Origin of the sequence: Undibacterium sp. RuTC16W (assembly GCF_049339445.1) — a bacterium.
GTDB lineage: Bacteria > Pseudomonadota > Gammaproteobacteria > Burkholderiales > Burkholderiaceae_D > Undibacterium.
Genome location: NZ_JBMPPE010000001.1, coordinates 894894 through 914619 on the forward strand (window position 1 = coordinate 894894; position 19726 = coordinate 914619).

The 19726-nt window shown below is 51.2% G+C and carries 18 protein-coding genes; 11 read left to right on the forward strand and 7 right to left on the reverse strand.

Going from position 1 to position 19726, the window contains the following annotated elements:
* Positions 1-105: 105 nt before the first annotated feature.
* The 6 genes from ACO0K4_RS03975 to ACO0K4_RS04000 all read left to right on the forward strand — a co-directional run bounded on the left by ACO0K4_RS03975 (position 106) and on the right by ACO0K4_RS04000 (position 8190).
* Complete coding sequence (locus ACO0K4_RS03975; RefSeq protein WP_422955295.1) at positions 106-2934, forward strand: prolyl oligopeptidase family serine peptidase; 2829 nt, start codon at positions 106-108, stop codon at positions 2932-2934.
* Between the two features lie 556 nt (positions 2935-3490).
* Entirely contained in the window at positions 3491-4798 is a 1308-nt protein-coding gene (locus ACO0K4_RS03980; RefSeq protein ID WP_422955296.1) for a cytochrome-c peroxidase, read from the forward strand.
* 44 nt (positions 4799-4842) lie between these two features.
* The gene (locus tag ACO0K4_RS03985) at positions 4843-6180 is read left to right on the forward strand and encodes a hypothetical protein (RefSeq protein WP_422955297.1); all 1338 of its coding nucleotides are present in this window, start codon (positions 4843-4845) and stop codon (positions 6178-6180) included.
* Between the two features lie 34 nt (positions 6181-6214).
* A complete protein-coding gene (locus tag ACO0K4_RS03990) occupies positions 6215-6766 on the forward strand; it encodes an FMN-binding protein (protein ID WP_422955298.1) in 552 nt (183 codons plus the stop codon).
* Complete coding sequence (locus tag ACO0K4_RS03995; protein WP_422955299.1) at positions 6763-7650, forward strand: FAD:protein FMN transferase; 888 nt, start codon at positions 6763-6765, stop codon at positions 7648-7650. The genes ACO0K4_RS03990 and ACO0K4_RS03995 overlap by 4 nt, the downstream gene beginning before the upstream one ends.
* A gap of 54 nt (positions 7651-7704) precedes the next feature.
* Positions 7705-8190 carry a DUF4405 domain-containing protein gene (locus ACO0K4_RS04000; protein ID WP_422955300.1) on the forward strand — a complete coding sequence of 162 codons (486 nt, stop codon included), beginning with the start codon at positions 7705-7707 and terminating at the stop codon, positions 8188-8190.
* A 316-nt stretch (positions 8191-8506) separates the two neighbouring features.
* On the opposite strand, the gene ACO0K4_RS04005 is transcribed toward ACO0K4_RS04000, so the two are convergent.
* Complete coding sequence (locus tag ACO0K4_RS04005; protein ID WP_422955301.1) at positions 8507-8989, reverse strand: SRPBCC family protein; 483 nt, start codon at positions 8987-8989, stop codon at positions 8507-8509.
* 273 nt (positions 8990-9262) lie between these two features.
* Between ACO0K4_RS04005 and ACO0K4_RS04010 the strand changes: the two genes are divergently transcribed.
* The 4 genes from ACO0K4_RS04010 to ACO0K4_RS04025 all read left to right on the forward strand — a co-directional run bounded on the left by ACO0K4_RS04010 (position 9263) and on the right by ACO0K4_RS04025 (position 12814).
* On the forward strand, positions 9263-11293 hold the full coding sequence (locus ACO0K4_RS04010) for a UvrD-helicase domain-containing protein (RefSeq protein ID WP_422955302.1): 2031 nt from the start codon (positions 9263-9265) through the stop codon (positions 11291-11293).
* Between the two features lie 99 nt (positions 11294-11392).
* Positions 11393-11896 (forward strand): Panacea domain-containing protein, encoded by a 504-nt coding sequence (locus tag ACO0K4_RS04015; protein ID WP_422955303.1) that lies wholly within the window; start codon positions 11393-11395, stop codon positions 11894-11896.
* Positions 11893-12375, forward strand: coding sequence for a hypothetical protein (locus tag ACO0K4_RS04020; RefSeq protein ID WP_422955304.1), 483 nt, complete (start codon positions 11893-11895; stop codon positions 12373-12375). Before ACO0K4_RS04015 ends, ACO0K4_RS04020 begins: the two co-directional genes overlap by 4 nt.
* Before the next feature lie 19 nt (positions 12376-12394).
* Entirely contained in the window at positions 12395-12814 is a 420-nt protein-coding gene (locus tag ACO0K4_RS04025) for a hypothetical protein (RefSeq protein ID WP_422955305.1), read from the forward strand.
* 31 nt (positions 12815-12845) lie between these two features.
* Here the strand turns inward: ACO0K4_RS04025 and ACO0K4_RS04030 are convergent, their stop codons facing one another.
* The 3 genes from ACO0K4_RS04030 to ACO0K4_RS04040 form a co-directional block, all read right to left on the reverse strand.
* Complete coding sequence (locus tag ACO0K4_RS04030; protein WP_422955306.1) at positions 12846-13019, reverse strand: hypothetical protein; 174 nt, start codon at positions 13017-13019, stop codon at positions 12846-12848.
* A 346-nt stretch (positions 13020-13365) separates the two neighbouring features.
* Positions 13366-14598 (reverse strand): GIN domain-containing protein, encoded by a 1233-nt coding sequence (locus ACO0K4_RS04035; RefSeq protein ID WP_422955307.1) that lies wholly within the window; start codon positions 14596-14598, stop codon positions 13366-13368.
* A 188-nt stretch (positions 14599-14786) separates the two neighbouring features.
* Positions 14787-15962, reverse strand: a complete 1176-nt coding sequence (locus ACO0K4_RS04040; RefSeq protein WP_422955308.1) for a low temperature requirement protein A — start codon at positions 15960-15962, stop codon at positions 14787-14789.
* A 475-nt stretch (positions 15963-16437) separates the two neighbouring features.
* On the opposite strand from ACO0K4_RS04040, the gene ACO0K4_RS04045 reads away from it, so the two are divergent.
* On the forward strand, positions 16438-17256 hold the full coding sequence (locus ACO0K4_RS04045; protein ID WP_422955309.1) for a D-hexose-6-phosphate mutarotase: 819 nt from the start codon (positions 16438-16440) through the stop codon (positions 17254-17256).
* 13 nt (positions 17257-17269) lie between these two features.
* Here ACO0K4_RS04045 and ACO0K4_RS04050 read toward each other — a convergent pair whose 3' ends face one another.
* From ACO0K4_RS04050 to ACO0K4_RS04060, 3 genes are read right to left on the reverse strand one after another with little or no spacing between them, the layout of a single operon-like run.
* Positions 17270-18022 carry a LytR/AlgR family response regulator transcription factor gene (locus tag ACO0K4_RS04050; protein WP_422955310.1) on the reverse strand — a complete coding sequence of 251 codons (753 nt, stop codon included), beginning with the start codon at positions 18020-18022 and terminating at the stop codon, positions 17270-17272.
* On the reverse strand, positions 18019-19080 hold the full coding sequence (locus tag ACO0K4_RS04055; RefSeq protein ID WP_422955311.1) for a sensor histidine kinase: 1062 nt from the start codon (positions 19078-19080) through the stop codon (positions 18019-18021). The genes ACO0K4_RS04050 and ACO0K4_RS04055 overlap by 4 nt, the downstream gene beginning before the upstream one ends.
* Positions 19077-19691, reverse strand: coding sequence for a hypothetical protein (locus tag ACO0K4_RS04060; protein WP_422955312.1), 615 nt, complete (start codon positions 19689-19691; stop codon positions 19077-19079). The genes ACO0K4_RS04055 and ACO0K4_RS04060 overlap by 4 nt, the downstream gene beginning before the upstream one ends.
* Positions 19692-19726: the final 35 nt, after the last annotated feature.

The following is a 19726-nucleotide window of genomic DNA, read 5'->3' on the forward strand; positions in this document are numbered from 1 at the left end:
TTGTTCTGGTCTGGCTTATTTTTGTGCTTATTTTTGTTTTTATTGTTGTCTCGGTTTTATTCTCCTGTCGTCACGTAATAAGGCAGGTTGCAAAGAGGAATCATCATGTCGTCAAAATTACTTTCCGCCAGCATTGCACTGGCATGGGCGGGCACTATCTCACTGGCTCTGCCACAAGAAGTCGCGATGGCCACGCCGTCCGCACTATTCATGTCTGCCAGCTCTTCTGCGGCTGTTACGCCGCTAAAACCTGCGGACCTGACGCTGGAACAACTGTACCGCGCCAAACCCTACGCTGGACAAACAGCCCGTCTTCTCAGCTTCAGCCACGATGGACGTTACCTTGCGTATATCTGGAATCCTTATGGCGAAAACGGTTCTGATCTGTATGTGCATGACATTCAGACCGGTGAATCCAGACGTGTCACTTCGCCAGCGGTGATGAAGAGTTTTGACGCACCCGAGGTCTGGGACAGATTTGATAAAAAAGCCGGTCAAAAAGACAAAGAAGACGCCGAGCGCCAGGCCAAGGCAGAGGCGCATGCCGCTTATCTGCGAGGTGAAAAAGTCGATCTGATGCAATGGGAAACCGCGGCACTCGATATCGTAAAAAAAGAACTTGCCGATAAAAAAGCCAAAGACGCAGCAAAGAAAAAAGAAACAGATGCCGAAGCTGCAAAAGAAAAAGCCGCCGTTGCCGCAGCGATCAAGCGTGGCGACATTAAAGCCGGCAGCGATACCGATAAAAAAGATAGCAGCAAAGATAGTACGGCCGACAAGTCTGACACCAAGTTAGCCAGCAGCGCTGACGATAAGTCCGATGGCAAATCAGACGCAAAAGAGGCGAGTAAAGACAGTAGTAAAGACAGTAGTAAGGACAGCAGCAAGGACAAAGCCAAAGAACTCTGGGAACTGCGAGACGAGCTTAAGAAAAAGCAGGAAAAAGATAAGCTCAAACTTAGCGATTTATATCTCGGCGTAGAAGCACTGGTCTGGGCTGAGAAAAAGAACGAACTGATCTTTCAGTACCGTGGCGATTTATTCCGTTTGCAAGCCGCAGATGGCAAGCTGGAGCGCCTGACAGAGACTGAAAAGAACAAGCGCATTCTCTCGTATCTGGCTGACGATAGCGGCTATCTGTTCATGGATGACAAGCGTATTTACAGCGCGCGCTTTGACAGTAGCGCCGTGCGTCAGCTGAACCATGAATTAATCCATCCCGATGATGCCGAGAAAAAATACAGCATCGTCGATACCGTCCTCAGCGAGAACAAACAATGGATGGCGATTTCCGCTACTGCGCCAGAAAAAGCAGAGCCGGGTAAGCCAGCACCGCCAGCAGATCGTCAGGTAGAGATCATGAACTACAACACGCGTTTTGCGACAGCGAAGAAGGTCGACCGTGAGGTCTCGGACGACAAGCGTAAAGTTCCGGCCAGCGCTTTATACATCCGTCGTGTCGGTGATATTAATGTGCGCCAGCCAGAGCCGGTGTTCACCAATGCAGGAGGTGACGTCTGGTTTGAAATGAGTAAGCTCAGCTGGGCCAAAGACGCAAGTCGTTACACCTTCTCTACCTGGGAACGTGAAAAAGAATTACTGCGTATTTATGTTGGTAAAGCAGAAGAGGGTGTCAAGCCAGTACTGGTGTTCGAGCGTCGCGGCAAGGTCGGGCATGAAGTCGTGAATGTACTCGCGCCACAGTTCACGCCGGATGGTAAAAACCTGATCGCGGTATTGGACGAGCAGGGTTTCCGTCAGCCTTATGTGATCAGTACCGATGCTGCGCTGCCAGGCACGGCGCGCCCGCTGTTGAAAGGCGATTTTGAAGCTCATAGCATCACCGGTTTTAGCGAAGACAGCAAATCCATGTTTGTGCTCGCCAACCGTGATGATTTTGCCGCGATGAATATGTACCGCGTGGATATTGCCAGCGGCGCAATGACGGCGCTGGGACTGCAAGGAGACTTCCATCGCGTCAGTGCGGTTACGGATGACGGTAGCAAAGTCGCCAGCGTGGCAGGGCAATGGAGTAGTCGCCCTGAGCTGAAACTGATGCAACTCACTGATGGCAAAACATCGGCACGCAAGACACTGACCCAGAGCCATGATCCGCTGTGGAATGCTGTCAGCCTGTTACAGCCGGAGCGCTTCAATTATCTCAACCGCCATGGCGATGCGATACAAGCCTATGTGTTTAAGCCGCCTCACTGGAATGCCGCAGACACGCGTCCGGCGATTGTCTACACCTATGGCGGCCCGCTGAATGATCGTCACATTATCGAGACCGACAGCTTCCAGCAAACCGCCTATGTGTTCGGCATGTACATGGCGGCAAAGCATGGTTACGTCACGGTTGCCGTCGATCCGCGCGGGCATTCGAATTACGGTCGTAAATTCAGCGATGCCAACTGGGAACAGCCAGGCAAACCGCAAACCGAAGACCTCGAAGACCTGGTCAAGTACATGGATAAAAAATTCGGCGTCGATCCTAAACGCATCGGCCTGACGGGCTGGAGTTTTGGCGGTTTCCAGACTCAGTACACGATGTACACCAGTCCTGATACCTTCGCCGCAGGGATTGCCGGTGCAGGACCGACCGAGTGGGAAAATTACAATAGCTGGTACAGCGGCCGCACTCTCGGCAAGACCGAGCGCAGCAAAGCCTCGTTGCGCCGTTTTTCCTTGCTGCCGCTGACCGTAGGTTTAAAAAAGCCGCTGTTACTGGTACATGGCATGCAGGACCCGAACGTCTTGTATCAGGACACCGTCAACGTCTATCGTGCCTTGCTGGAAAACGGTAAGGAGGGGCTGGTCGATCTCTTCCTCGACCCTGACGGCGAACACGCACTTGGTGGTGCAGTAAAACCGAAAGCCTTGCACAAGAAGTACGAAAGCTTCTTCTTGCAGCATCTGGGTAAGGCGCGTCAATAATAAGACGGATTTTCGATATTTTTAAATTCAAACCCGCTTATTTCATGCGCCTTCTGGCGTGAAATACCTTTGAAACCCGCATCCAGTATGCGGGTTTGTTTTTGCGAGTTGTAAAAATCTCTCAGTCAATATTGTATGAAGTCGCTTACTCCTAATGCTGTTCAGTCAAACCGTGCCCTTTACCTGGTCGTTCCGGCGAAGACCATAATCGAGTGACGTCGACGTCATTGCCAAAAGACAAAAGGCGCTGGATCCCTGCTTACTCCGGCTTTTCTCTGTGTCTCCGTGTCTCTGTGTCTCTGTGGTGAAAGGTCTTGGTTTTTTCGTCAATCCTGTCGACAGGGTTTTGCAATTGATAGATTTTTAGACGCTCCCTTTCAATCTTCAGATTTCGCTGAGAAGGTTTTCCTAGCCTCATTAATAATAAAACCACAAAAATACTTCTTTTCTCGCCTTATTCTTGTTCCCATGGATTTGCATTGTTATAATTGGAATCATTCTCATTTACATTATCGATTCTGGAACATTTTTCCACATCGATCCAACGGAACCAATAATGTCGCATCATTTCTCCAGGTTTCTGGCCGGTCGACCAGGCCATGTTTTACAAATTGTGGCTACACCAACTACGGCTTCACCAACTACCGACAGCAAGGTTTTTTTGTCTTTGGTCAGAACCAGCTTGTCCGCATTGATGTTCGGTGCCGCGTTGAGCCTGACCGCTTGCGGTGGCGGCTCAGGCAGCAGCTCAGCGGTTGCGGCGCCGGGCGCAGATGCCGGAATGAGCGCTGCAGCGTCCTTGGGTGAAAAGATTTTTAAGGATGTCAGTCTGTCTGCATCCGGCAAACAATCTTGCGCGACTTGCCACAATCCCGATAATGCCCATGCCCAAAGTAACGACCTCAGCGTGCAATTGGGTGGGCCGAATCTGGATGTCCCGGGTTTTCGTGCGGTGCCTTCACTGCGCTACCTGAACCTGACGCCGACTTTTTTCTTTGCTGCAGATGGCACGCCTACCGGTGGCTTCAACCGCGATGGTCGTGCACTGAATCTGGCTGCACAATCGGAACGCCCGTTTTTAGCGCCGCACGAAATGGCGAACGCTAGCAGGGGCGATGTCGTCGCCAAACTGCAACGCGCAGCGTATGTTGCCGAGTTCAAGAAAGCGTTTGGCAGTACGATTTTTGATAATCCCGATGTCGCTTTTGATCGTATTCAATTCTCTTTGCAGGCGTATCAAAAAGAAGATGCAGATTTTCATCCGTATGATTCCAAGTACGACCAGTTTCTGGCCGGACGCGTCAAACTCGATGATGCCGAATTGCGCGGATTGGCCCTGTTTAATAATCCGGCCAAAGGTAATTGCGCAGCCTGCCATATCAGCAACAAAACTACAGATGGAGCGTCGCCATTGTTCACCGATTTTACCTACGACAATATCGGTGTGCCGCGCAATTATGCGATCCCTGCAACTGCTGACGCGACGTATTTCGATCTGGGCTTATGCGGACCTGACCGTAGTGACTTGAGTGGACGTACCGATTTGTGCGGCGCTTTTAAAGTCCCGACATTACGTAATGTCGCCACCCGCAAAGTATTTTTTCACAACGGACGTTTTAAAAATTTGCGTGATGCCCTCGGCTTTTATGTACGTCGCGATACCAATCCAGAAGAATGGTATCCAACCGCCGCCGATGGCAGCGTACTGAAATTTGACGACTTGCCTGCGGCTTATACCGGCAACGTGAATGTCACCGAAGTACCCTACAACCGCAAGCGCGGTATGGCGGCCGCACTGACACCGGCTGAGATCGAGGACGTGATTAAATTCCTCGGCACCCTGAACGATGGCTACAAGCCGTGAGCATGACTGATTAAAAAATATTCCTATTCAAACGAAAGACCACGATGAAAAAGACCCTAGTAGCCCAAGCCTTGTGCCTCGCTTTTTTAGGCAGTGCCGTTGCGCTGCCTGCACATGCCGGTGAAGCTGAATTATTGCAAAAGATAGAAAAACTCGCAACGGAACTTGAGGCCATCAAGGCTGAGCTGGTTGCCACACGCAAGAAGACCGATAGCGTTGAGAAAAAGCAAGAAGACTTGATCGACACCGTGAATACCGCCGTCGCTAATAACGCCGTAGCAGCCAGTGCGGCTAGCACCACAATGGCATCGGCTGCCAGCAGCATGGCGCAAAAAACCGTGATCAGCAGCTATGGTGAAATCAATTATTCACGCCCGACCAACGCCACTAACCAAGCGCAGGCAGATGTGGGACGTGCGGTGATCGGTATTACCCATCGCTTTGACGAAAAAACCAAAATGGTGGCTGAGTTTGAATGGGAGCATGCGATTGCATCTTCCGGCGACAAGGGCGAGACAGAAGTCGAGCAGCTGTATATCGAGCATGAACTGAACAATAATCTGCGCGCTAAAGCAGGGTTGTTTCTGATGCCAGTAGGTTTGCTGAATACGGCTCATGAGCCGACGGCTTACTACGGTGTGCATCGCAATTTTGTTGAAACCGCGATTATCCCGACGACCTGGCGTGAAGTCGGTATCGGTTTATCCGGCTCGTATGATAATGGCCTCAGCTGGGATGCTGGTTTGACCACGGGTTTTGACCTGAGCAAATGGGATGCTGCTGCCAGCGAAGGCACAGAATCCCCATTGGCCAGTATTCATCAGGAGGGTCAGTTTGCCAAATCGCGCGACCTGAGCCTGCATGCGGCGCTCAACTGGCGCGGTATTCCGGGTCTGCTGGTGGGTGGTTCCGTGTTCAGCGGTAAAGCCGGTCATGCAACGACTGATTTTGCCGGTAACGATGCGCGGGTCACTTTGTGGGATATGCATGCCCGCTTCACTCCTGGCCGCTGGGATTTGTCCGCCCTGTACAGCCGCGGCACGATCAGTAACACAGAGGCACTGAACCTGACTTTTATCGGTCAGCCGACACCGGTACCGTCTTCATTCTACGGTTGGTATACCCAGGCCGCCTATCAGTTGTGGAAATCGAATGACTACAGCCTGACCCCTTTCCTGCGCTATGAGCAATTCAATACCGCGAACAGCTATGCCGCGGTACCGCAAGGTCTGGGCGTTGCCCCTGCAGGTACAGAGAAAGTCACGACACTGGGTGCGAGCTTCAAGATTGGTGAGGGTGTCGTATTGAAAGCCGACTACCAGAAATTTAAACTCGATAACAACCGTGACCGCCTGAACCTGGGTGTCGGTTATTCGTTCTAAGCGCTATGACGTGGGGGGCTGATAAAATCATGGTATGAATCAAAATACCTTTGCCCCCCTTATCCTTAGCGCGCTTGCAGGCGTCAGCGGCACGGCGTTCGCCACCCAATATCTGACTGCCGAGCAAGCGCAGCAAACGATCTTCCCCGAAGCGACCAGTTTTAAACCGGTCAACTTGCAACTGAGCCTAGAGCAGATGCGTCAGGTTGAGAAGCTGGCTGGCCTGCCAGCACGCTCTGTTGCCTGGCGGGTCGCGGCGGCGTATAAAGACGATAAATTATTAGGACATGTTGTTTTCGACGAAGTGATCGGTAAGTTTGAACTGATCTCCTACGCAGTGGGTTTGCAGGCCGATGCCAGCATTCGTCAGATCGAGATCATGACCTACCGCGAAAGCCACGGCATGGAAATCAAAAACGCTAACTGGCGCAAGCAATTCGCTGGTAAGACTGCCAGCAGCAATCTCGCGCCCGGTGACGGGATTGCCAATATCAGTGGCGCTACGCTGTCATGCAGCCACGTCACGGATGGTGTGCGACGCATCGCAGCGATCGCGCAAATCGCACTACTTCCGGCAAAAAAATGAAGCGCCGCGCCCAACCATGGTTGGGAACGCTGGTCGACATCCGTATTGCTGATGCGCTGCAGGACAGCGTTTTGCACGAGGCTTTTCATGCGGCCTTTCAGCGCATTGCCTTACTTCACCAGCTCATGAGTTTTCACGCAGCGGACAGTGAGCTGACGCGTATTAACCGGGCGACGACCGGCAGTGTGCTGGCGATTCATCCGCATACGTATGCGGTGCTTGAGGCCGCGCTGCATGTAACGCAGCTCAGTCAGGGATTGTTTGATGTGCGTGTCGCAAGCCGCTTGATGGCATGGGGTTTATTGCCACATCAGGATGCTGCACCTGCCTCTGTGCAGCCCTATCTGCCGCAGGTAGTCGCCTGTGAATTATTGCCGGACTACCACTTAAAAAAACTCAGCGCAGATTGGCTGGATCTGGGTGGTATTGCCAAGGGCTATGCGGTTGATCAGGCCATTGCTGTATTGCAGGAATACGGAGTCCGTGAGGCCTGCGTCAATGCAGGCGGCGACTTGCGGGTGATCGGCGATCAGGTGATGGAGATCGCGATCCGTCATCCTGCTGATCCGGCGCGGATGGCATATACAATCGGTTTGCAAAATGCAGCAATGGCGACCTCCGGCATCTATTTTTCTCAACGTCAATCCAGTTTGTATCAAAAAGAGAAACCCGGCGAACAAACCGCCATGCCTCAGGAAGAGATCGTCAGTGCCCTGATACACGGCATCAGCGGTGCGCCTTTAAGCAATCCGGGCAGCGTCTCGGTCAGAGCTGCCAGCTGCCTCTGGGCCGATGCGTTGACGAAGGTAGTCGCGGCGAGTGGCGATGCGCAGCATCCCTGCTTAGACGCCTTTGCCGCGAATGCTTTTATAATCCACGCTTAGTCCACATTTAATCCATATTAAATCCGCCGTCGCCTCATCCCACAAGCTTGCCCTATGCGCACCCACAAACACAGCCTGCACCACCCCGTATTACCGAGAAATCGCCATCAGCATTTTCGGCTGGAGCGCTGGCACCGGATTTCTCTGTATCTTCTGGGAGGTTTGCTGACCGCATCAGGCCTGGTCTGGCTGATTGCGCATTTTTTGCTGAAGCACAGTAACGAGTTTGGCGACAGCGTGCATCCGCTTGAACATCCCGCAATGCAAGTACACGGCGCGCTGGCGATGCTGACTTGTTTTGCCATCGGCACGCTGCTACAAATGCATATACGCCGTGCACACAGAGCGCACCGTAACCGCTGGAGCGGCTGGAGTATGATTAGTGTACTCGGCTGGCTGGTACTAAGCGGCTATGCCCTGTATTACCTGGCCAGTGAAGAGAGTCGGGGGATATGGTCCGTGGGCCATTGGAGCATCGGTCTGGCTTTGCCCCTATTGCTGATACTGCATATCGTGCTAGGCCGCAGATCCGGTGCTTGATCGAACTGACGTAAAAACCAAGACCGCTCACCACAGAGACACCGAGACACGGAGAACAGCAGGAGTAAGCTGCTCCATGGGACACCGATTAAAGGATTTTTAGACATTCCCCCAAACCACTCCGCAAGCAGAGTGCGGCTGTTGGCACCAATTACCTCGGGAAGACGCGCCCAGCCTGCAGATTCGAGATTAGAAACGTCCAATCAACTTGTAACCGATATTTCATGGGAACCAATCCAGCTTTTTTCTGTGTCTCGGTGTCTCTGTGGTGAGAGGTCTTGATTTTCGCGTCTGTCCTAAAAAATATCTCGTCTCTTTACGAAGGCAAGGCATTCAAACGACCAGCCTCAGCCATCTCGCGGATGATGCGGATGGTGTCTATATCGGACTCCTGATAGGCCGAGCGGCGATAGTCGTTGTACATCTCGTTTGCCGCGTCTTCCTCCTCGCTATGACCGTCGTCATACGCAAAACGTACAAAAAAAGCCTCAGGTACCGGTTCTTCTATCGTCATACGCAGCGAGGATTGCGGAATATCGTTTTGCGCTGCCACGTCGTAATGTATGTGTTCCAGATGTACAAAATTTACCTGATCGTTAATCACCAGATCGCCGTAGCGCAAGGTCCGTGTCATACGCGCTTCGGTGCGTTCTGTGATGTTGCATTCATCCAGATACGGCACGAACAGTTTCGGTGATTCTGCCCGCATCACCAGACCGCGCCAGAGTTGCTCGCGTGTGATGAAATCATTCAGCGGATTGGTCAGGTCGTTAATTTCAATTAAATGTTCAAATTTCATACGCATATTCCTATTAGATGGCGCTTAGTTTACTCCGCTTCCGTCGCAATTACCAAGGGGCCAAGTGAAAACTGACAATCCTGTCTCCTACGCGCCAGTGCTGGTGCGGTTCTCAGGGCAATGCTCTGGAAACCCGCATGAACAGTGCGCGCTGGCAGGGGTCTTTTTGCGTATCAGTACAGAACGGTGACAATCGCGGTGACCGGGCGGATTGCGGCTACAATAGCGCCTGCTACTACGTCACCCCTGCTGTTTATCCCCAGAAGCGCCAATATGTCCCACGGTCTGAACCAACCCCAACGCGATGCAGTGAATTATATGGATGGCCCCTGTCTGGTGCTGGCCGGTGCAGGGTCGGGTAAGACGCGGGTCATTACGCAAAAAATTGCGAATCTGATCGAGAAGCACGGGTATGACGCCAGACATATCGCGGCGCTGACTTTTACCAACAAGGCCGCACTGGAAATGCAGGAGCGGATTGCAAAATTATTGCAAGAGCCGAAAAAAGCCAAACAACTGACGGTCTCGACCTTTCACTCGCTCGGCGTCAAAATTTTGCGCCAAGAAGCGCAGGCGCTGGGCTTGAAGGATCGTTTTTCCATCATGGACAGCGACGATTGCTTTTCACTGGTGCAGGATCTGGCGATCACGACGGACAAGCAGTTGATACGGCGCATCCAGACCGATATGTCGCTGTGGAAGAATGGCCTGATCGATCCCGAGCTGGCTTTGCAGCAAGCCAAGGACGAGGAAGAGGCGATCTCGGCACGGATTTACCGCAGCTATGTGGCGACGCTTTCAGCTTATCAGGCAGTCGATTTTGATGACCTGATCCGCTTGCCGGTTGAACTGTTTCGTAGCAACGAAGCTGTGCGCGACAAATGGCAACGTCGCCTTCGTTATCTGCTGGTAGATGAGTATCAGGATACTAATACCTGTCAGTACGAACTGGTGAAGCTGCTAGTCACCGGTATCGGCAAGAAACCGATGTTCACTGCGGTGGGCGACGATGATCAGGCGATCTACGCCTGGCGCGGTGCGACCATCGAGAATTTAAAAACTCTGGGCATTGATTTCCCTGATCTGAAATTGATCAAGCTCGAACAAAATTATCGTTCCAGCACCCGTATTCTGCAAGCCGCAAACGCGGTGATCGGCAACAATCCCAAGTTATTCGAAAAATCCTTATGGTCCGAACACGGGCTCGGTGATCCGGTCAAAGTGCTGGGGATGCAGGATGATGAACAAGAGGCGGATCAGGTCGCGATCATGATTTCGGCGCATCGTTTTGAGCGTCGTGCCAAATGGTCGGATTATGCGATCCTCTACCGCGGCAATCATCAGGCGCGGGTAATCGAGAAGGCATTGCGTAAAGAGCGCATTCCGTACACGATTTCCGGCGGACAGAGTTTTTTCGATAAAGCCGAGATCAAGGACATCATTTCGTATCTGCGCCTGATTGCCAACGAGGACGATGATCCGGCGTTCATCCGTGCGATTACCACGCCGAAGCGCGGCGTTGGTCAGGCCACGCTCGAAGTGCTGGGAGCCTTCGCCGGACAATGGCAATGCTCGCTGTTTGAGGCGGTTTTTAAAGGCGGCATCGAGGCTAAACTCACCGATCGCCAGCTCACACCTTTACGCGGTTTCTGCAACTTCATTAATCAGGTCGAGGCCCACGCGCACCGCGAAGGACATGCGAGTTCGCTGCTGGACGATCTGATGAAAGAAATCAATTACGAAGGGTATTTGTACGATAGTTTTGATGACCGTGCAGCACAGGCCAAATGGCAAAACGTGCTGGATTTTACGAACTGGTTAAAAGAAAAAGGCAGTGGCGGCAAAGAAGGCACTGACGATCACCGTAGCCTGCTCGACCTGATGCAGATGGTCGCGTTGATGACCATGATGGAAGGCAAGGATGAAGAGCCGGACGCCGTGCGCATGTCTACCTTGCACGCGTCCAAAGGACTGGAATTTCCTCACGTGTTTCTGGTCGGTGTCGAGGAAGGCATCTTGCCGCACAAAGGCGACCCCGATGCCCCGGTCGAAACCATCGCCGCCCGCATCGAGGAAGAGCGCCGCCTGATGTACGTCGGTATCACCCGCGCCCAGCGCAGCCTGCACATCACCTGGTGCAAAAAGCGCAAACGCGCCGGCGCACCGGTACATTGCGATGTCTCGCGCTTTATCAAAGAGATGAAATTGGACGAAGGCACAGCAGTACCCACCGAAGAAGAAGCGATCACGCCGCAAAACCGCCTGGCGAATTTGAAGGCTTTGTTGAACCGGCCGAAGGAATGAGGTTGGTAAATTCGAAAAGTTTAGATATACTGAATGAATAACCAGTGTACTTGGTATTAAAATCCCTCATAATCTAAGTGTTAACTCTTGGAGAATCCTATGGCATACGACGCAAGAGCTATAGCTAATTACTTCTTGGATTTAGCTAAGCAAAAGGGTGTTCCTTTGACGCCCATGAAGTTGCAAAAATTAATTTACTTCGCTCATGGATGGAGACTTGGTCTTAATAATGAGGCTTTGATCGTAGATCCGATTCAGGCTTGGCAATACGGGCCTGTAATTTCTTCGGTTTACCAAGAATTTAAACACTTTGGTAGCGGTGCAATTACGAGTAATGCATCTTCTTTTGATTTCGATAAATTAGAGTTTGTGACTCCAGAAGTAAAATTGGAGGATAAAGAAACCCGTGCCTTGTTAAACCGTATTTGGGATGTTTATGGAAAGTATTCTGCGATGAAGCTTTCTAATTTAAGTCATATTCCAAATGGACCTTGGGATAAAGCTCGTAAGAAGTCTTCAGTACAAAATGTTGTAATTGATGATGAGTTGATTGGAGAATATTTTAGAAGTCTCGTAGCAAAAAATAAAGCGGAAGTCGCATGAGCGATATTAGAAATGTCGACGATTTGTCATTGATTGAAAGCGAATCGCTAGGTCCAATACCTAGCGATTCGTCTTTGTACGATCAAGAAGTCTTGTCATTAGAAGCGGATAGATCCTCTCCATCAAAATCGCTTGAAGATTTTGAGGCGAATCTAAGAGCTTGTGAACTTAGGCAAGTAGAACAAATAATTGAAGCTCGAAAAACTTATGCAGATAAAGTGTTTTCTTTGGTTCGAATTTGGTTAATTGTTGTAGGGAGTATTTTAATTGGTCAGGGTTTTAATCGATACGTTGGATTCGAACTATCAGATAAAGTATTGATAACTTTAATTGGTGGAACGACATTAAATGTAATTGGTATTTTTACTATCGTCGCGAATTTTCTATTCCCAAAGAATGGACATTCCCCTCACTCACTACTTCAAAATAAAGCTAAATCAAAAACCAAGCCAAAAACTAAAGCAAAAAATGAGGATTAGTAATAGTTGAAAACTACCTATGCTTGATCCTCATAATCATTCGCCTAACTTTCCCGACCATCCCTGGATCTCGCTAGAAACTCCGCAAGATGTAGAGGGCTGGATGGATTTACAGAATCGTGAATTACAGGAAGCGATAGCGAAGTTACCGGGTCATACTCAGCAATACGGGCAAAGTCTTGGTCAAGGCATTGCGTTTCGCCTGGGGCTGGGCGGCGATCTGTTTATGCATACCAATTCGGATGGCGATGTGCTGCTGTATGTGACGCCGGAGGCCGCCTGGGTGATACCCGTGATCAGTGCGGTGACGCAGGTTGATGTACCACGTGGCCAGGTCTGGATTTTACCTGCGCATGTACTGACGCAATTGGTTCTGGGCTTGAATAGCTTGATTGACTCTAGCTGGCTGGTATTGGGGCATCGCTTCCGGATGAAGTAATACTGCTTGTGCGCCGACGGTGCATGGCCGTTTATGTGTGATGTTTTTCGTTGTTCAGGGCTTGCCGCGAACAACTCATCCATACCAAAACTGTTCCGGCAAACGTCACAAACATCACAAACATCACAAACATCACAAACATCACAAACATCACAAACATCACAAACATCACAAACATCACAAACATCACAAACATCACAAACATCGCTGTCCTTGTTCCCAGGTCAAATCGGACTGACGCAAAGCGACAAGTTGCTGACAAGGGACCTTCTTAAAACCTTTTAATCGATATTTCATGGGGCCACTTACGCCTGTCTTTCCTCTGTGTCTCCGTGTCTCTGTAGCGAGAGGTCTTGGTTTTTGCGTCAGTTCTATTAGTCAGTCCTATTGAGATGAATGTTTAATTTGAAGGTTTTTGGTAGCTCTCACAAGTCGAATCCGCAGGCTGGATGCGGCTTTTAAAGGGTTTTCGTGCCAGCAGCCGCACCTAGCTTGCGGATTCGTTTCGTGTTTTTTCATAAATCCTGTCAAATTAAATAGAAATTCCCGGTTTAATTGACTAAACCATTTCTATCAACTCTAACGATGCGTGAGCCACCATCGCCGGTTTTGCTACCTGCGGCAGGATTTTGTTTGACGTTGACTTCCGCTACACCAGTGCCGGTCGCGTTGACTTTGGCACGTTCGACTAATAATCCGCTGGCATTCAGATCACCGCTGCCACTGAGTTTCGCAACCAGCAATTGACCTTTGCCGGATAAATCAAGATTCGATGTGCCTGTGATCAGCACGTCAATCTGCGGACTCTGGATATCGTTTGCCTGCATATCGCCGGAACCATGCAGCTCAATACTGAGTTTGTCGCGGATGGTATTGCTGCTGATGCCGCCTGTGCCGTGTGTTTTAAATTGTGCTTTGCCTGCGTGCAGACTCTTGCCATCAAAATCGCCGGAACCATTGACCTGCACATCGAGTTCGCTGGTGTCACCTGCCAGGCTCAGGTCGCCGCTGCCGTTCATGCGTACGGTTGTGCTGCCTGCTTTCAGGCCGCGCGCTTCCATGTCGCCGGAGCCATCAAGTTGCGCACCTAATTGTTTGATCTCGCCCACCAGTTTGACATTGCCGGATCCGCGGATGGTCGATTTAACTTGTGCCGATTTCAATTCTTTGACGCTGAGGTCGCCTGAGCCGTTGATATCGCTGTCGAGGCTGTCGCTGACGATACCCAGAGTCAGATTGCCGGAGCCATTAATCTGCACTGTTGCTTTGGTGGTTTGCCATTGGCTCAGATCCATGTCGCCGCTGCCATTGACATTGGTTTGCAGTTCTTTGCTTACCCCATTAGCGTGAACATCGCCGGAGCCATTGACGGATAACTCGAGCTTGTCGCCTTTGAATTTATTCAATTCCAGATCACCGGAGCCATTGACGTTGATACGATTGAGTTTGCTGGCGGCGACCTTGACGGTTAGCTGGCGAGAATTGAAATTGGTTGAAAGATGGATGATCGTTTTACTTTTTGAACGAATATGCAGGGTGTTACCGGTGACGACGGTTTCAACTTCTTTGACGAGTTTTTCGTTGCCGACGATTTCTAATGAAGGACCACCTTCGCCGGTGACGACGACATCATACGGACCTGTCATATCGATTTCAGTAAATTCGGTCACATCGCGTTTTTCCTGGATGACCGGACCATAATTAACGCTCGAGTCGCCGTCATGGAACTCGACGTTGCAAGCGCTCAGGGCGAGTAACAAAATAAGGCTGCTGTGTTTTAACATGATATTCCTCGTTTTATTCAATATGCCGCTAGCATACGTTAGCATTCTGTCAAATGGAATCAGGATGCGACAGACCGCAAAACCCGGCGACTAAAATGCGAATCTTTGGGATATGCGGTGGTCGGCGGTGGTCGACGTGATGACGGCTGGGGACTGAACCGATGGTGATGCACGGTGATGTGTTGTGATTACGCTCTGAGCGAACGGGTTTCCCAGATGGCGACCAGCAATAGGATGGCCGACATGCCGCCCGCCAGTCCGGTTGCTGTCATCGCTGGCCACACGAATGCCAGCGCACTCAAAGCGGCCATACATCCGAGTCCTGCTAAATGGGACAGCGGCGCATGTCGCTTTCCTGAGCTGATCCATTTAAATGGTAAATTTCCCAGTAAAAATAGCAGGGGGCCAGCAATCATGGCAATGCTGTGAGCCGGATCATCAAGTGAGGCATGCGGATGCGCCAATACCAGTTCGTCACCAACCGCACCAGCGATGATGCCCGCGACAATTAACAGATGAATGTACGTATAAACCAGACGGGCCAGACGGCCGGGATCGGCTGATTGAGCGATGTGTTCGCTGCCGCGTTCTGCACCGATGTTGAAATAAATCCACCACATGGCGACGCTGCCGATAAAGGCAAAGAAAAAGGCAAGTGTGTTGCTGGTAGTCCAATCGAGTTCGGCGAAGGTAGCACCGGTGACCAGGATCGATTCACCAAGAGCAATGATGATAAACAAGGAGCAGCGTTCTGCCAGATGCGCGCCCTCAACATTCCAGTCAGAGGTCAGGGAGCGTCCTAGCCTGGGTGTCCAGAAGCCCAGACTCGGCGAGATATATTCGATGCCTAAGGCGATGGTCCAGAGCAATAAGCGATACGCCTCATCGGCCAGGCCGCCACAGACCCAGAAGATGCCCGACAAGACTAACCACGCTGTAATGCGCTGGAAGTTGCGGATGACCGCGCCGTCCTCATGACGCAATGCCCATAGCATGAAGAGAGACCGGCCTACCTGCATTGCGACAAAAACGAGTGCAAACGCCAGTCCCTTATTACCGAACGCCTGCGGTAACGACGCCGACAACAACAGTCCTGCCAGCATCATCGCAAACAATAAGATCCGCACCGGAGTTTTTTCCGGGTCCAGCCAGTTTGTGACCCACGAGGTGTAGACCCAGACCCACCATACCGCCAGGAATAACAAGCTGGTTTGTATGGCGCCCATGAGGCTGAGATCTTTAAGCAAACGATGCGATAGTTGCGTCACCGCAAAGACAAACACCAGATCAAAAAACAATTCGATGTTGGTCACCTTGGCATGACCATGACGTTGTCTTAACAGCTTGTTGTGCGTAGATGTCATTGGAATAAGATCAGAAGAATAGGGAGAGCAGGATAGTGCAGGATTTACGCAAAACGATACTCTAATTATCACCAGTCACATGGAATCCGCAGGCTGGATGCGGCTTTCAGACGTTTTTCATGCCAACAGGCACACCCAGCTTGCGGATTCGTTTTGGGGAATTTCTAAAAAACCTTTATTCGATATTTTATCGATATTTCATGGAGCCGCTTACGCCTGTTTTTTCTTTATGTCGCTATATCTTTGTGTCTCTTTATCTCTGTACCTCAGGGGCGAGAGATCTTGGTTTTTGCGTCAGTCCTATTATTGCTAATAGTTGTTGCGTTGTTCAGCAGATTATAGGCGTGCCGCGAGTCTGGCGATAATTTGCTTGAAATTTTTACTGGCTGTTGCACAATCCCCTATACTGCTAAACGTTTTTTGTACCTACCGTTCACTACTACTCACTACCGCTAACAGAGTCGCATTAAGTCTGATGAATCCAATAATCTTGCAAGCCCAGGATGGTGCACAAGTTGCCATCACCGCGCATGGTGCGCACATCTGTTCCTGGATCCCGGCTGGTGGCGAGGAACAGCTATTTTTTAGTAAAACTTCCGAGATACGCGAAGGCGTGGCAATGCGTGGCGGTGTGCCAGTCGTTTTTCCGCAATTTGCTAATTTGGGCGCTTTGCCGAAGCACGGATTTGCCCGCACGGCGATGTGGCGTCTGGTCAAGGCCGGGCAGACCGCCAGCGGTGTTGCGCGGGCTGAGTTTGAGTTGCACGAGAATATCGCCAGACTGCAAATCTGGCCCTATGTGTTCCGTGCGGAGCTGGTGGTGACGGTGGTCGGCTCCAGTCTGGATATCCGTTTATCGATACAAAATACCGGCGACACCGGATTTAGCTTTACCGCAGCGCTGCATACTTATTTTGCGGTTGAGCAGATTGCCGATGTGACGGTGCATGGACTGGAAGGTTTGCAGTATCGTGACTCTGTCACGGGTGCTACAGGCTGTGTCGATCACGATCCTGTGCTGCGGATTCATGGTGAAATTGATCGTATTTATGCTAATGCGCCTCGTCTGTTGCTGTGTCAGCCGAAACAGACTACCTTGATACAACAAAACGGCTTCGCCGATGCCGTGGTCTGGAACCCGGGGGCAGAAAAGGCCGCGACGCTGCCGGACCTGGAGCCAGGTGGTGACCAGCGCATGCTCTGCATCGAGGCGGCGGCGATTATGCAGCCGGTGGTGTTAGCGCCCGGAGCATCCTGGTCGGGGAATCAATCGCTGACCGTCAAGCGCACCTGACACAATCTGGCGCTTACATTTGCCTGAACTGATGCTGATAAGCTTGCGATACACTCATCCAGTCCTTGCTGCCATGCAGGCGTAACGCAAGCCCGCCGTCGATTCTTTGTACCGCATCAATCGCGGCGACATTCACGATCGCGCTGCGTGATATCTGCCAGAATTTATCACCGTCGAGTTGCGTTACCAGGTCTTTAATCGGTGTCCGTATATGTGCGTCGAACTTTGCAGTGATGACGCCGGTGTATTTTGCATCCGCGCGAAAGCACAGCACATCATTGATATTAATGAAGCGTAGCTGATGCCCCGAGGATGCTTGTATCCAGCTTAATTGATTGACGGACTGACTGACGGGTTTGCGATCCTCAAGGGCGGATAAGTCAGCAGGCTGTCGCGCCAGCGTCGATTTCAGCCGCTTTACGGTGACTGCCAGCCGCCCCAGATCTACTGGTTTGAGCAGATAATCCACCGCACCCTGATCAAAGGCTTTTACCGCGTAGTCGTCAAAGGCGGTTAAAAATACGATATGCGATTGTTTCCCCGCCAGTCTGGCGACTTCAATGCCGGATAAGCCCGGCATACGGATGTCCAGAAAGGCAATATCAGGGCGTAATTCTTCTAATAATTTTGCCGCACTAATGCCGTCGTTCGCCTCCGCAACGATCTGAAGTTCTGGCCATAACTGATGTAAGGCGTGACGTAATTCCTGACGCAGCAAGATCTCATCTTCGGCCAGAATCGCCGTGGGTTTGTCATGGGGACTCATACCAGATCCTGTTCATGCTGTGTCATGGCGGGCAAGCGAATGCAGGCAGTGACGCCGCCTTCTGTACCGGCCATCATACTGAGCTCTGCCGTCGTGCCAAATAAGGCTTGCAAGCGCTCCTGTACATTCAGCAATCCTATGCCATTGCCCATTTCATTTTTAAAACCGGCGCCATCGTCATGTACGGCGATGCTGAGTATCGCCTGTTCGCAACGGGCGGTGATCCTGACATTGCCGCCATTCACTTGCGGTTCTATACCGTGTTTAATCGCATTCTCGACCAGCGTCATCACCGCCAGCGGCGGGATCAGACAAGCCCGGGCCTGCTCAGATGCCTCGATCTGAAACTGCAGCCGGTCACCAAGCCGCAGCTTCAAAATATCCAAATACGCATGAGCACGTTGCAGCTCCTGATCGAGTACGGCGGTATTTGCGCGCAGGTCAGGCATCGCTGCACGCAGATAGGCGATCAGATGATTCAGCATGGTTTCTGCAGCATGGGCATCTTGTTTGATCAGCGCCCGCGTATTTGCCAGAGTGTTATACAGAAAGTGAGGCTCGATCTGTCCTTGCAACGCGGCTAGCCTTGATTCGAGTAACTGACGTTCTATCCGGTGTCTGGCCTGTTCTGCGTCGAGAACGAGTCTGGCGCGACGTGCTGCTTCCAGGTTCATCTCCGCCGGAGCCAGATGAAATAAAACAAAAATGAGTCCCATCGCCGGCACCAGCCAGTCAGGGTGACGCATCTGACCTGCTGGCCAAAAAATTCGTTGCAAGCCAACAGCGGCAGTGATGGCAATCAGGATACCGGTGCAGAGCACCAACCAGCGCCAGGCAGGTCGTACAGTCCACTGTGCCCACCTCAGCTTCCCTACACTGACCCATATTATTTGTGTGATGGAGAACACCGTCAGCAGAGCAATCAGATCTGCCAGCCAAGTAGCGCGCCATCGCAGCAACTGGGAGGCCGATATCGCGATCAATACCAGCAATCCGGGAAGAACAGGCCAGGCGTTTTCGCTGATCGCTGGCGACGTGTCGGTTGTGATGTGTGTCATTCGATAAACTGTAAATTAGTCAGAGTTGTGGTGACAGGCCCTAGTGGGATTTCCTGATCAATCCGGCGTTTTTTTTCCAGTTCCTGTTTGGTCGATGCAGGCAGCGCCTGGAATTTGATTTCTCTTATCCAGATTTTTCCTGTGCCACGTAGTCCGAAACCAATTTGCAATTGACTGACTTTTTCGTCGATCACCATGCCTATCTTGGTTTCTTTCCAGCCTTTGCTGTTTAGTTTAGATGTGGCAACGCTGTTAAAGTGGCCAAGTCCTGCTGCACCATCACTTCCCCGCATCCACATTTCTGCTGCGGATGTGTCGTCGAGGGCTTTTGACGTTACGGTCAATTCAACCAGTTGTCCGTGCCAGGGCGTTGCATCTATCGTCTGAGTCAGTGCACCAACCTGATCTTTTACCCCTGGGTTACTTTCAATAAAAACGGCGTGATGACCTTCATTCTGTTCTGAGGGATCAATGCCAGTTGAGAAGTAAGTGCCAATGGCTTCACTGGTGGCCCATCCTTTTGGCGCACCCGGCTTGATGGCTCCGGCAAAGGATACATTCATTGCCGCGGAGATGGCGACAGCTGTCAGAATGATTTTCGCGTGTTTCATGGAATTCTTTCGTTCAGTGAGGGGAACCGTGAGCT

Coding starts and splice junctions, on each gene's coding strand:
- ACO0K4_RS03975 (WP_422955295.1), top strand. CDS start 106: ATGTCGTCAAAATTACTTTCCGCCAGCATTGCACTGGCATGGGCGGGC.
- ACO0K4_RS03980 (WP_422955296.1), top strand. CDS start 3,491: ATGTCGCATCATTTCTCCAGGTTTCTGGCCGGTCGACCAGGCCATGTT.
- ACO0K4_RS03985 (WP_422955297.1), top strand. CDS start 4,843: ATGAAAAAGACCCTAGTAGCCCAAGCCTTGTGCCTCGCTTTTTTAGGC.
- ACO0K4_RS03990 (WP_422955298.1), top strand. CDS start 6,215: ATGAATCAAAATACCTTTGCCCCCCTTATCCTTAGCGCGCTTGCAGGC.
- ACO0K4_RS03995 (WP_422955299.1), top strand. CDS start 6,763: ATGAAGCGCCGCGCCCAACCATGGTTGGGAACGCTGGTCGACATCCGT.
- ACO0K4_RS04000 (WP_422955300.1), top strand. CDS start 7,705: ATGCGCACCCACAAACACAGCCTGCACCACCCCGTATTACCGAGAAAT.
- ACO0K4_RS04005 (WP_422955301.1), bottom strand. CDS start 8,989: ATGAAATTTGAACATTTAATTGAAATTAACGACCTGACCAATCCGCTG.
- ACO0K4_RS04010 (WP_422955302.1), top strand. CDS start 9,263: ATGTCCCACGGTCTGAACCAACCCCAACGCGATGCAGTGAATTATATG.
- ACO0K4_RS04015 (WP_422955303.1), top strand. CDS start 11,393: ATGGCATACGACGCAAGAGCTATAGCTAATTACTTCTTGGATTTAGCT.
- ACO0K4_RS04020 (WP_422955304.1), top strand. CDS start 11,893: ATGAGCGATATTAGAAATGTCGACGATTTGTCATTGATTGAAAGCGAA.
- ACO0K4_RS04025 (WP_422955305.1), top strand. CDS start 12,395: ATGCTTGATCCTCATAATCATTCGCCTAACTTTCCCGACCATCCCTGG.
- ACO0K4_RS04030 (WP_422955306.1), bottom strand. CDS start 13,019: ATGTTTGTGATGTTTGTGATGTTTGTGATGTTTGTGATGTTTGTGATG.
- ACO0K4_RS04035 (WP_422955307.1), bottom strand. CDS start 14,598: ATGTTAAAACACAGCAGCCTTATTTTGTTACTCGCCCTGAGCGCTTGC.
- ACO0K4_RS04040 (WP_422955308.1), bottom strand. CDS start 15,962: ATGACATCTACGCACAACAAGCTGTTAAGACAACGTCATGGTCATGCC.
- ACO0K4_RS04045 (WP_422955309.1), top strand. CDS start 16,438: ATGAATCCAATAATCTTGCAAGCCCAGGATGGTGCACAAGTTGCCATC.
- ACO0K4_RS04050 (WP_422955310.1), bottom strand. CDS start 18,022: ATGAGTCCCCATGACAAACCCACGGCGATTCTGGCCGAAGATGAGATC.
- ACO0K4_RS04055 (WP_422955311.1), bottom strand. CDS start 19,080: ATGACACACATCACAACCGACACGTCGCCAGCGATCAGCGAAAACGCC.
- ACO0K4_RS04060 (WP_422955312.1), bottom strand. CDS start 19,691: ATGAAACACGCGAAAATCATTCTGACAGCTGTCGCCATCTCCGCGGCA.